The sequence below is a fragment of the Streptomyces sp. NK08204 genome, from assembly GCF_020400585.1.
Lineage (GTDB): Bacteria > Actinomycetota > Actinomycetes > Streptomycetales > Streptomycetaceae > Streptomyces.
The window spans coordinates 38,015-50,004 of sequence record NZ_JAINVF010000004.1 but is presented as its reverse complement, the minus strand read 5'-3'; the positions used below and the strand labels follow the sequence as shown (position 1 = coordinate 50,004).

The window sequence follows — 11,990 nt, the reverse complement described above, 5'->3', positions numbered from 1 at the left end:
GGTCATGACGTCGGCAGCGGCGGCCGGGGCCGCACCGGGCCCCGCCGCACCCAGGAACCGCAAGAGCGTGACCGGCACCCGCCGGGCGGTGGCAGCGCTGTTCCTGCTGCCGACCCTGGTGCTGCTCGGCGCGCTCGTGGTCTACCCGATCGGGTACTCGATCGTCCGCAGCTTCTGCAACGCCTCCGGCGACGGCTTCGCCGGGGTCGACAACTACAGGGCCCTGTTCACCGACGACGGCATCCGCACGGCCCTGAAGAACAACGTCGTCTGGGTGGTGTTCGCGCCCGCCGTCTCCACCGCCCTCGGTCTGATCTTCGCGGTGCTGACCGAGCGGGTGCGCTGGGGGACGGCGTTCAAGCTGGTCGTCTTCATGCCGATGGCGATCTCCATGCTCGCCGCCGGGATCATCTTCCGCCTGGTGTACGACCAGGACCCGGCCAAGGGCGTCGCCAACGCGGTGTGGGTGGGGGTGCACGACACCTTCGCGCAGTCGTCGGCGTTCCCGAAGGCGCATCCGGGCCGCCACTCGCCCCTCACGTCGGACCGGGGCGGGTTCATCACCACGGGCACGGTGCACACCGGCAAGAGCGTCATGCTCCCGCTGGTCGGGGTGGCGCCCGACCAGATGCCCGACGGCGCGAAGAGGGCCGTGGCCGCGAAGCCGGAACCGGGGAAGGTCACCGGCACCACCTGGCAGGACTTCACACGCGGCAAGGGCGTCGGCAGGCTCGGCGCCCCCGACCCGGCCGAGCGGGGCTACTCCGGGATGAAGATCGAGGCGGTGAAGGACGGCAGGGTGGTGGCCACGGCGAAGGCCGCCGCCGACGGCACCTTCACGCTGCCCGCCACGGCCGACGGAGCCCGGCTCAGGCTCCCGGCGGGCAACTTCAAGGAGCCGTACAACGGCGTCGACTGGCTCGGCCCGTCCCTCGTCACCCCGGCGATCATCGGATCGTACGTGTGGATGTGGGCCGGTTTCGCGATGGTGCTGATCGCCGCCGGGCTCGCGGGCGTGCCCCGTGAGCTGCTGGAGGCGGCGCGGGTCGACGGGGCGAGCGAGTGGCAGGTGTTCCGCCGGATCACCGTGCCGCTGCTCGCGCCGGTCCTCGCGGTCGTCACCGTCACGCTGATGATCAACGTGCTGAAGGTGTTCGACCTCGTCTACATCATCTCGCCGGGCTCCTCCCAGGACGACGCGAACGTGCTGGCCCTGGAGCTGTACCGCAAGGGCTTCGCGGAGGGCCAGCCGGGCATCGCGAGCGCGATCGCGGTGTTCCTGCTGCTGCTGGTGATCCCGGTGATGTTGTTCAACGTACGCAGGCTGCGGCGGGAGGTGCGGCGATGACGCACACGACCGGCAAGGTCGCCCCGGTCCGGACGGCGGGGGCCCGGCGGTCCCTGGCCGCGCGCGTCTCCGAGGCTCTGGGCGGCGCACTGGTCCAGGTCCTCCTCGTCCTCGTCGGCCTGTTCTGGCTGGTGCCCACCATCGGTCTGCTGATCTCCTCGCTGCGCGCGCCCGAGGACATGAGCGCGAGCGGCTGGTGGAAGGTCTTCGACCAGCCCTCCCAGCTCACCTTCGACAGCTACCGGAAGCTGCTGGAGAACAGCGACATCACCCACTCCCTGGTGAACACCGTGCTGATCACGGTCCCGGCGACCGCCCTGGTCGTCGTGATCGGCTCGCTCGCCGGTTACGCGTTCGCATGGATGGATTTCCCCGGCCGGGACTGGTGGTTCCTCGGCGTGGTGGGTCTGCTGGTGGTGCCCGTGCAGGTGGCGCTGATCCCGATCGCCGAACTGTTCGGGAACATCGGCCTGTTCGGGACGGTCTTCGGGGTGATCCTGTTCCACACCGGGTTCGGGCTGCCGTTCGCGGTGTTCCTGCTGCGGAACTTCTTCGCACAGATCCCGCGCGAGCTGCTGGAGGCGGCCCGCCTGGACGGCGCCGGTGAACTGCGCCTGTTCACACGGGTGGTGATGCCGCTCGGCGGCCCCGCGATCGCAAGCCTCGGCATCTTCCAGTTCCTGTGGGTGTGGAACGACATGCTGGTCGCGCTGGTGTTCACCAAGTCGGGCACGCAGCCGATCACGGTCGCCCTGCAGACACAGGTACGGCAGTTCGGCAACAACATCGACGTGCTGGCCCCGGGCGCGTTCATCTCCATGGTGATCCCGCTGGCCGTGTTCTTCGTGTTCCAGCGGCAGTTCGTGTCCGGGGTGATGGCTGGCGCCGTCAAGTAGCCGACGCGCGGGACGTCTTCCGGGAGCCGCACGTCCTTCCAGCGGCGGGGCCCGGACAGCCCGCCCCTTTCCCGTTCGCCCGGCGTCCCCCACATGCCGTACACGCCGTAACCAAGTCACTCCAACGGCCGTTCCCGGGCAGAACGCCCGCGTCGACCGCCCTTGGATGTCCCTTGCCCAGGTTCAGTGTCATCGTTCCCGTGTACCAGGTCCAGGCGTACCTTTCCGAGTGCCTGGACTCGGTGCTCTCGCAGTCGTACTCGGATCTCGAACTGATCGCCGTGGACGACTGCTCGCCGGACGCCTGCGGTGCGCTGATCGACGAGTACGCGGCTCGGGACCCACGCGTGAAGCCGGTGCACCTGACGGAGAACCGGGGGCTGGGCGGGACCCGGAACGCGGGCATGGCCGAGGCGACGGGCGACTATCTGGTCTTCCTGGACAGCGACGACACGCTCACCCCGAACGCCTTGCAGGCGATCGCCGACCGGCTCAAGGAGACCCGCGACCCGGACGTCCTCGTGTACGACTTCGCCCGCACCTTCTGGAACGGCGAGGCGGTCCGCAACCAGGTCGTGGCCCCGCTCACCCAGCAGGGCCCGGCGCCCTTCCGCCTGACGGACCGCCCGGGGCTGCTGCGCGTGCTGATGGTGGCCTGGAACAAGGCGTGCCGACGGGAGTTCGTCGAGGCCGAGGGGTTCCGGTTCCCCCCGGGGTACTACGAGGACACCCCCTGGACGTACCCGGTCCTGATGGCCGCCGAGTCGATCGCCACGCTGGACCGGGTGTGCGTGCACTACCGGCAGCGCCGGCGGGGCAACATCCTGTCCACCACCAGCCGCAGGCACTTCGACATCTTCGAGCAGTACGACCGGGTGTTCGCGTTCGTCGCCGAGCGGCCCGCACTCGAGCGGTGGCGGCCGGTGCTGTACGGCCGGATGGTCGACCACTTCTCGACGGTGTTCACCAAGCCCGACCGGCTGCCGCGCGGCACCCGGGCCGAGTTCCTGCGCCGGGCCCGCGCCCACTGCCGCCGCTACCGCACCCCGGGCGCGGCGCTCCCTTCGCGCACCCGGCTGCGTCACACCCTGGTCCGGTTCGGCATGCACCGCACCTACCGCTGCCTGCAGCTGGCGATGTCCGTCCGCCGGCGCATGCGCACCTGCGCCGCCGGGCCGGCCCGGGTCCTGCGGGCAGCCGCCCTCCAGCTGCACTACCGGATCCAGCTGTGCCTCCCGCTGCGCACCGACCACGCGGTCTTCGCCGCCTACTGGGGGCGCGGATACGGCTGCAACCCGGGCGCGCTGGAGGCCGCGTTCCGCGCGTACGCGCCGCACATCCGCACCGCCTGGATCGCCGGCCCCGGGCACCAGCGGGCCGTCCCGCCGGGCCCGCGCCTGCTGCGGCCCGGCACGGCCGCCTACTGGACGGCGCTGGCCCGCTCCACGTACCTGGTCAACAACGTCAACTTCGACCGCAGGCTGAAGAAGCGTCCCGGCCAGGTCTTCGTGCAGACCCAGCACGGCACCCCGCTCAAGCACATGGGCCTCGACCTTCTGGAGCACCCCGCGGCGGCCCGGGGCATGGACTTCGAGGAGCTGCTGCGGGGCGTCGACAAGTGGGACTACGTGCTGTCCGCCAACCGGCACACCACCCTGACCTGGGAGCGGGTCTACCCCGGCACCTACACCACACTGGAGTACGGCTATCCGCGCAACGACGTCTTCCAGCGGGCGACGTCGGACGAGGTGACGCGGCTGCGTGCCTCGCTCGGCATCCCGGAGGGCGCGGTCGCCGTCCTGTACGCCCCCACTCACCGCGACTACCGCGCCGGCCGGCGCCCCGTGCTGGACCTGGAGCGCGTCCTGCGCCGCCTGGGCCCGCGCTTCGTGATCCTGGCCCGCGCCCACTACTGGCACGAGGGGCCCTGGGCGGGGGACAACCCGGCGCAGGACGCCGCGGCCGAGGGCGGCGGCCGGATCATCGATGTCTCCGGCCACCCGAGCGTGGAGTCGCTCTGCCTGGCCTCGGACGCCCTGCTCACGGACTACTCGTCCCTCATGTTCGACTACGCCAACCTGGACCGGCCGATCGTCGTGCACACCGAGGACTGGGACGCGTACGAGGCCACCCGGGGCACCTACTTCGACCTGCGCGCCTTCCCGCCGGGTGCGGTCGCCCGCAGCGAGGACGAGCTGATCGGCATCTTCACCACCGGTCACTGGTGCGGCTCGCGCTCCGCGCAGCTGCGGGCGGCGTTCCGGGAGCGGTTCTGCCCGTACGACGACGGGCACGCCGCCGAGCGGGTCGTCCGGCGGGTGGTGCTGGGCGAGACGGAGGGGCTGCCGCCGTTCGTGCCGCTCGGCGAGCGCCGTCCGGTGCCGTCGGCGGCCTGCGGGCACCCCCCGCTCACCAGCGGCCCACAACCTTCCGGCTCCTTCCCCGTCACCGAGAGGCGGTGAACACCGTTGGGCATCGCGGGAGTTCCCGTGCCCCTCGGCTCGACGCGGCCCACCCCGAGCCGGCCGTCCACCTGGCGTCCGGCGGGACGGCCCGGACGCGTGCCGGGCCGTGTCCGCATGACAACAGAAAGAACAGAATGCCCCGCTTCAGCATCATCGTCCCGTCCCATGGGGTCGCCGGCCGGTTGTCCCAGGCGCTGGACTCGGTCCTCGCGCAGTCCTTCGGCGACCTGGAGCTGATCCCGGTCTGCGACGCCTCCGACTCCCCGGCCGGCGCGGTGGCCGCCGAGTACGCCGGGCGGGACTCCCGGGTGACCCCGGTCAACTCACCGCCGTCCGCCGGTCTGAGCGGGGCGCGCAACGCCGGGATGCGGGCGGCGGCAGGCGCGTATCTGCTGTTCCTCGACGGCGACGACCTGCTGCTGCCGGGCGCGCTGGACGCGCTGGACGCCCGGCTGACGGAGACCGCGGGCGTCGACGTGCTGTACGTCGAGCACGAGCGCGTCCCCTGGTGGGAAGGCGAGCCGACGAACCCGGCCGCGGCCCTGCTCGCGAAGGCCCCGAAGGGTGCCTTCGCCCCCGGTGACCTGCCCGGCCTCACCGGGGTGCGGTTCCCGGCGTGGAGCGCGGTCTACCGCCGCACCTTCATCACCGAGCAGGAACTCCTCTTCCCCGACGGTCACTTCACCGACCTCGGCTGGGGTGGGCTGACCACGATCGCCGCCGGGCGCATCGCGGTGCTGCGCCGGGTCGTCGTACGGCACCGGCTGCGCCGGCAGGGCAGCCGGCTCAACCTTCCGGGTCCGCACCAGTACGCCGTTCTGGACCAGGCCGAGCTGGTGCTGACCCGTGCCGCCGAGCGCGGGCTGCCCGCCGAGCGGACCCGGGCGCTGTTCGAGCAGCTGTTCGCGCAGGTACTGAAGACGGCGTCCCGGCCCGAGCGGCTGCCCTCCGGACGCCGGACGTTCTTCCGCCGGGCCGGCCGCCTCTACCGGCGCCACCGCCCGGACGGCTATCGGGCGCCGGGCGGCAGCCTCGGGATGCAGCACCGGCTGCTGGCGGCGGGTGCCTACTCGGCGTTCCGGACGCTGCGCGGGCTCAACCAGACGGCCACGAGGGCGGCGGAGGCCGTGCCGCGCCCGCACATGCTGCGCACCCGGCTGCGCTACGCCCGCGAGCTGCGCCGGCCGCTCGATCCGGACCTGGCCGTCTTCTGCTCCTACTGGGGCCGCGGCTACGCCTGCAACCCGGCCGCCATCCACGCCAAGGCCCGCGAACTCGCCCCGCACGTCCGCTCGGTGTTCCTGGTCGAGGCCGACCAGGTGGACGCGATGCCGGAGGGCGTCGAGTACGCGGTGATCGGCTCGCGCCGGTACTGGGAGGTGCTGGCCCGCGCGAAGTACCTCGTCAACAACGCCAACTTCGCCGAAGGTGTCGTCAAACGCCCCGGCAGCGTGCACCTGCAGACCCAGCACGGCACCCCGCTGAAGACGATGGGCGTGGACCAGTCGACGTACCCGGTGGTGGCCGCGCAGTCCGGCAGCTTCACCAAGCTGCTGGGCCGGGTCGACCGCTGGGACTTCAACCTGTCGTCCAACCGGCACTCCACACAGATGTGGGAGCGCGCCTTCCCCGGCTCGTACGAGCAGTTGGAGTACGGCTATCCGCGCAACGACGTCTACTGCACGGCGAGCGCCGAGGACGTGGCCCGCATCCGGCGGGAACTGGGCGTCCCCGAGGGCAGGACGGCCGTGCTCTACGCGCCGACCCACCGTGACCACCACACCGGTTTCGAGACCGGCCTGGACCTGGAGGCGTTCTGCGCGGCGGCCGGCGAGGACGTCGTCGTCCTGCTGCGCGCCCACTACTTCTACGACCAGGGGCGCCCGCCCGGCTCCGGGCGGACCGGCCGGATCATCGACGTCACCGCGCACCGCTCCTCCGAGGAGGTGTGCCTGGCCGCGGACGCGCTGATCACGGACTACTCGTCGATCATGTTCGACTACGCCAACCTGGACCGGCCGATCGTCGTGTACGCCGACGACTGGGACGTCTACCAGGAGACCCGCGGCGTCTACTTCGACCTTCCGACCGAGCCGCCGGGCCTGGTCGTGCGCACCCCCGAGGAACTGGGCCGCGTCTTCCGCGACGGCTCGTACGCGGGCGCCGAGGCCGGCAGGCTGCGGGCCGCGTTCCGGGAGCGGTTCTGCGAGTTCGACGACGGCCGGGCCGCCGAGCGGGTCGTCCGGCGGGTGCTGCTCGGCGAGCCGCCCGAGGCGATCCCGCCCGTGATCCCGCTCGCGCAGCGTGTCCCCGCCCCCGCCGCCGCGACCCTCGTGAGGAGCTGACCCCGCCGTGCCCCGCTTCAGTGTCATCGTCCCCTGTTTCAAGGTGCAGGGCTTTCTGCGCGAGTGCCTCGACTCGGTGCTGCTGCAGTCCTTCAGCGACCTGGAACTGATCGCCGTGGACGACCGCTCCCCGGACGGCTGCGGCGCGATCCTCGACGAGTACGCCGAGCGCGATCCGCGCGTGAAGGTGCTGCACCTGCCGGAGAACGTGGGCCTGGGCCGGGCCCGCAACGCCGGGATGCCGCACGCGTCCGGCGACTACCTGTTCTTCCTGGACAGCGACGACACCCTCACCCCGGGCGCGCTGCGTGCCATCGCCGACCGGCTGGACGAGGCCGGCGACCCGGACGTGCTGGTGTTCGACTACGCGCGCACCTACTGGTGGGGCGGCACCCGCCGCAACGCGCTCGCGCACGTGCTCGCCGACGCCGGGGCGGGCACCTTCGGGGTCGGCGACCACCCGGAGATCCTGGACCTGCTGATGGTGGTGTGGAACAAGGTCTACCGGCGCGAGTTCGTCACCCTGAACGGTTTCGAGTTCCCGCCCGGGTACTACGAGGACACCCCCTGGACCTTCCCGGTCATGCTCAGCGCCGCGCAGATCGCCGTCCTGGACCGCATCTGCCTGAACTACCGGCAGCGCCGGCAGGGCAACATCCTGTCCACCACCAGCCGCAAGCACTTCGACATCCACGACCAGTACAAGCGGGTGTTCGCCTTCGTCGACCAGCATGCCGAGCTGTGGCGCTGGCGGCCGTACCTGCACCGCAAGATGGGCGAGCACTGCCTGGACATCCTCGCCAAGCCGGACCGGCTGCCGCCCGCCGACAAGGCCGAGTTCTTCCGGCGTACGGCGCAGATGTTCCGCAGCTACAAACCGGAGGACGCGGCGGTGGACGGCGAGGTCGCCGCGCTGGAGGGCTCCTACACGGCGTACCGGGTGCGGCGGCAGGCCGCGCGGGCCGGGCGGGAGGCCGCACGGCGGGCGGCACAGGCACGCCGGGCGGTGGGCGGGCGGGCCCGCGGCGGCTGGGCCGCCGTCCAGGCGCTGCGACCGCTGGACCCGGATCTGGTGGTGTACTCGGCTTCCTCCCACCGGGGCGTGCTCGGCGACCCGGCGGCCGTCTACCACAAGGCGCGGGAGATCGCCCCGCGGCTGCGCGGGGTGTGGGTGGTGCGGGACGCGGAGACCGCCGAACAGCTGCCGCCCGGTGTCGATCACGTGCTCCTTGGTTCCCGGCGCTGTCTGGAGGTCACCGCGCGGGCCTCGTTCTTCGTCAACGACGTCAACTGGCCCGGCACACTGGCCAAACGCCCCGGCAGCGTGCACATCCACACCCACCAGGGCACCCCGCTGAAGTACATGGGCGCCGATCTGCTGGACAAGCCCGGCGCCCGGCACGGCTTCGACGTGCCGCAGATGCTGCGCCGGGCGGACCGCTGGGACTACAGCCTGGTCGCCAACCGCCATTCCGAGCTGGTGTGGGAGCGGGCCTACCCCTGCCACTTCACCTCGGTGCGCACCGGCAGCCCGCGCAACGACGTGCTCGTCAGCCCCGGCGACGAGGACGGCAGTGCCTTCCGGCTGCGGTACGGCATCCCGGAGGAGCACACGGTGGTGCTGTACGCGCCGACCCGGCGGGACTACCGCCGGGGCGGGTACGTGGACCGGATCGACCTGGCCCGGTTCGCGGCCGAGCTGGGCGAGGGCCACACCCTGGTGGTCCGGTTGCACCCCTCGCTCGCGAGCGGTCCCGCGCGCGGCTTCGGCCTGGCGGAGCTGGACCGGCGCGGGATCGTGGTGGACGCGACGGACGAGCCGTACGTGCAGCAGGTGCTGCTGGCCGCCGACGCGCTGGTCACCGACTACTCGTCCCTGATGTTCGACTACGCCAACCTGGACCGGCCGATCGTGGTGCACGCGGACGACTGGGCCGCGTTCCGGGCGAGCCGCGGCGCCTACCTCGACATCACCGCGGAGGCACCGGGTCATGTCTGCCGCTCGCAGCGGGAGTTGGCGCGGCTGTTCGCCTCCGGGGCGTGGCGGGACGAGGAGTCGGCGCGGCGGCGGGCGGACTTCCGGGCGCGGTTCTGCGAGTTCGACGACGGCGGGGCCGCCGAGCGGGTCGTCCGCACGCTGCTGCTGGGCGAGTCGATGCCGGAGGCGCCGGGCGCCCGGCTGCCGGGACAGGCGACGGGGCGCGCCGCGGACACCGGTGCCCGGTCGGCGGCGCCCTGGGGTGCTACTCGATGACCAGGTCGACGTCGATGTTGCCGCGGGTGGCGTTGGAGTAGGGGCAGACCTGGTGGGCGGTCTCGACCAGCTTGCGGCCGGTCGCCTCGTCCACGCCCTCGGGCAGCTCGATCCGCAGGGTCACCTTCAGGCCGAAGCCCTCGCCCTGCTTGCCTATGCCGACCTCGGCGGTGACCGCCGCGTCGCTGACGTCCACCTTGGCCTGCCGGCCGACGAGGCCGAGGGCGCTGCCGAAGCAGGCGGCATACCCGGCGGCGAAGAGCTGCTCGGGGTTGGTGCCCTGGCCGTTGCCACCCAGCTCCACCGGCATGGCCAGCGCGAGGTCGATCCTGCCGTCGGAAGAGACGGCACGGCCCTCGCGGCCGTGGGTGGCGGTGGCAACAGCGGTGTAGAGCGCGTCCATGGATGACCATCCCTTGTTGAAGTGGGGTCGCGGTTGCGGCGGCCCTGTCCGCGCCGCCGCACGACCACAAGTAGAGCACACAATTAAATTGTGCACAACTAAATGGCGCACCAGAGCTACCCTGGACGCATGACCGCCACCCCCGCCCCCCTGGATGCCGCCTCCGAGGCGGACTGGCTGCGCCTGGACCGCCAGATCTGCTTCTCCCTGCACGCCGCCACCCGCGCCTTCAACGGCGTCTACCGCGTGGCCCTGAAGGACCTCGGGCTCACCTACCCGCAGTACCTGATGATGCTGGTGCTGTGGGAGCGGGGCGAGCTGCCGGTCAAGAAACTCGGCGAACATCTGCGGCTCGACTCCGGCACGCTGTCCCCGCTGGTCAAGCGGCTGGAAGGGGCCGGTCTGGTGCGGCGGGAGCGCAGCGCACAGGACGAGCGGTCGGTCCACGTCCGGCTCACCGAGGAGGGCGCCGCCCTGCGCGAGCAGGCCCTTCAGGTGCCGCGCCGCATCGCGGCGGCGACCGGCTTCGACCTGGCGGAGATCGCCGAACTGCGCGAACGCCTGGACCGGCTCACCACCGCGCTGGACTCGGCCCTGGAAGAGGCCCAGGACTGACGCCGGACCAACGGACGTAGAGCCGTACGGCCACCTCGTCCTGTACGGACTCCCGCACGGGCGCGAACTCGGTGTCCAGCAGGGCGAGTGCGGCCCGCGTGACGGGGCTCTGTACGACCCAGCGGCCGGCGAGCACATCCCGGTCGGCCACGACCCACACCCGGTCGAGCCCCGCCAGCCGCCGCCCGAGCACCGAGGCATCCACCTCCCGCCCGTACAGGGTCCCGGACCCCGCGGCCCCCTCCGCCAGCCCGATGTCCCGCACCCCCCGGAAGGCCCCCGGGTACGTCAGGGCCACGTTCCGGGTGTAGGCGGGGAGGAACAGCACAGGATCGCCCGGCCTCAACTCCCGCGCGGCGACCCGGGAGACGGCGGCCAGATCGTCCGGGCGGCGGGCGGGGTCGCGGTCCGTGTCCATGAGGGGCAACTGGTGGAAGAAGGAGAGCACGAGGGCGAACACACCGGCCAGGGCGAGGAACGGGGAGCCGACGAGGAACCGGACGCCGGCCGGGGCCGCCGGCCGCAGACGCCCGAGCAGCCCGGCCACCTTCTCCGCCCCCGCCGCCACCAGCACGGGCGCGCCCGACAGCGCGTACAGCACGTACCGGTCGACATACAGCGGCGAGAACTGCGACACCAGCATCAACGCGACCGGCGGCACCACGGCCAACGGCAGGCAGACCCCGGCACAGGTCACCTCGCCCCGCCGTCCCACCACCCCGAGCAGCCCCACCGCGGCCAGCCCGAGACACGCCCAGTACACCCCGTCCGTCGGGCCGAGGAACATCCTCAGCAAACCCTGTGCCGTCTCCACCGTCGGCGGACGCAACCACGCCACCTGCGCCGACTGGGACCGCGACACGAGGGCCAGGGGCGCCAGCGACACCCCCACCGCTGCCGCCGCGCACCCCCAGCCCCGCCACACCCGCGCCCCCGCCCGCCCGAGCGCCAGCGACACGGCGTGGGCGAGCAGCAGCAGCACCGCGAACTCGTGCAGCCAGCAGGTGAGTCCGAGGAGCGCGCCGTACGCCCACCACGCCCGGCCGCCCCTGCCGACCGCGCGGACGAACAGCAGCGTCGCCCCGGTGGCGCCGGCCGCGACGAGGGCGTAGGAACGGCCTTCCTGGGCGTAGTGGCCGGCCATCGGCGAGCCCGCGTACAGCAGTCCGGCCCACAGCCCGGCGCGCGGCCGGAGCAGCCGGGCGCCGAGCGCGGCCACCAGGCCCGCGGTGACCGCCGCCGCGCACACGGACGGAAGCCTGAGAACGACCTCGTCGGGGTGGACGGCGAGGACGGCGTACATGAGGAGGTAGTACAGGCCGTGCACCGCGTCCACGCTGTGCAGCAGCCGCCAGATCTGCGGCACCGTGCGGCCCGCGACCTGGAACGTGACGGCCTCGTCGCGCCACATCCCGCCGCGGTCGAGCCCCCAGAGCCCGAGCGCGAGCATCACCAGCGCGGGCACGCCCACGGCGGCACCCCACCGGCCCCCCGACCGGACACGGCCCGGTACGCGCCCGGCGGCACGCGCGCGTGCGACCGCTGGTGCGACATCTGTCGTTGCAGCCGCCCTGTGCGACTGCGGTTTCACAGGTAGCCCGACGTTCACTACGGCCCGATCTTTTCTGATTAGCCAATTTTTGACGGTCATGATGGCGTATAGG

At 72.4% G+C, this 11,990-nt stretch carries 8 protein-coding genes; 6 read left to right on the top strand and 2 right to left on the bottom strand.

Annotated features, from left to right (window positions below):
• Nucleotides 1-4: 4 nt before the first annotated feature.
• The 5 genes from K7G59_RS08000 to K7G59_RS07980 all read left to right on the top strand — a co-directional run bounded on the left by K7G59_RS08000 (nucleotide 5) and on the right by K7G59_RS07980 (nucleotide 9,308).
• A complete protein-coding gene (locus K7G59_RS08000) occupies nucleotides 5-1,348 on the top strand; it encodes a carbohydrate ABC transporter permease (protein ID WP_225831599.1) in 1,344 nt (447 codons plus the stop codon).
• Entirely contained in the window at nucleotides 1,345-2,244 is a 900-nt protein-coding gene (locus K7G59_RS07995; RefSeq protein ID WP_225831597.1) for a carbohydrate ABC transporter permease, read from the top strand. Before K7G59_RS08000 ends, K7G59_RS07995 begins: the two co-directional genes overlap by 4 nt.
• 173 nt (nucleotides 2,245-2,417) lie before the next feature.
• The gene (locus K7G59_RS07990) at nucleotides 2,418-4,706 is read left to right on the top strand and encodes a bifunctional glycosyltransferase family 2 protein/CDP-glycerol:glycerophosphate glycerophosphotransferase (protein ID WP_225831595.1); all 2,289 of its coding nucleotides are present in this window, start codon (nucleotides 2,418-2,420) and stop codon (nucleotides 4,704-4,706) included.
• Between the two features lie 137 nt (nucleotides 4,707-4,843).
• Nucleotides 4,844-7,054, top strand: coding sequence for a bifunctional glycosyltransferase/CDP-glycerol:glycerophosphate glycerophosphotransferase (locus tag K7G59_RS07985; protein ID WP_225831593.1), 2,211 nt, complete (start codon nucleotides 4,844-4,846; stop codon nucleotides 7,052-7,054).
• A 7-nt stretch (nucleotides 7,055-7,061) separates the two neighbouring features.
• A complete protein-coding gene (locus tag K7G59_RS07980; protein ID WP_225831591.1) occupies nucleotides 7,062-9,308 on the top strand; it encodes a bifunctional glycosyltransferase/CDP-glycerol:glycerophosphate glycerophosphotransferase in 2,247 nt (748 codons plus the stop codon).
• Here the strand turns inward: K7G59_RS07980 and K7G59_RS07975 are convergent.
• The gene (locus K7G59_RS07975) at nucleotides 9,298-9,711 is read right to left on the bottom strand and encodes an organic hydroperoxide resistance protein (protein ID WP_225831589.1); all 414 of its coding nucleotides are present in this window, start codon (nucleotides 9,709-9,711) and stop codon (nucleotides 9,298-9,300) included. The genes K7G59_RS07980 and K7G59_RS07975 overlap by 11 nt on opposite strands.
• Nucleotides 9,712-9,840: 129 nt before the next feature.
• Between K7G59_RS07975 and K7G59_RS07970 the strand changes: the two genes are divergently transcribed.
• The gene (locus tag K7G59_RS07970) at nucleotides 9,841-10,326 is read left to right on the top strand and encodes a MarR family winged helix-turn-helix transcriptional regulator (RefSeq protein WP_225831587.1); all 486 of its coding nucleotides are present in this window, start codon (nucleotides 9,841-9,843) and stop codon (nucleotides 10,324-10,326) included.
• On the opposite strand, the gene K7G59_RS07965 is transcribed toward K7G59_RS07970, so the two are convergent.
• Nucleotides 10,283-11,797, bottom strand: coding sequence for a glycosyltransferase family 39 protein (locus tag K7G59_RS07965; RefSeq protein ID WP_308295004.1), 1,515 nt, complete (start codon nucleotides 11,795-11,797; stop codon nucleotides 10,283-10,285). The genes K7G59_RS07970 and K7G59_RS07965 overlap by 44 nt on opposite strands.
• Nucleotides 11,798-11,990 lie beyond the last annotated feature (193 nt).

Excerpts from the sequence above, each read along its gene's own strand:
- K7G59_RS07975 (WP_225831589.1), bottom strand. The coding sequence starts at position 9,711 with ATGGACGCGCTCTACACCGCTGTTGCCACCGCCACCCACGGCCGCGAG.
- K7G59_RS07970 (WP_225831587.1), top strand. The coding sequence starts at position 9,841 with ATGACCGCCACCCCCGCCCCCCTGGATGCCGCCTCCGAGGCGGACTGG.
- K7G59_RS08000 (WP_225831599.1), top strand. The coding sequence starts at position 5 with ATGACGTCGGCAGCGGCGGCCGGGGCCGCACCGGGCCCCGCCGCACCC.
- K7G59_RS07985 (WP_225831593.1), top strand. The coding sequence starts at position 4,844 with ATGCCCCGCTTCAGCATCATCGTCCCGTCCCATGGGGTCGCCGGCCGG.
- K7G59_RS07995 (WP_225831597.1), top strand. The coding sequence starts at position 1,345 with ATGACGCACACGACCGGCAAGGTCGCCCCGGTCCGGACGGCGGGGGCC.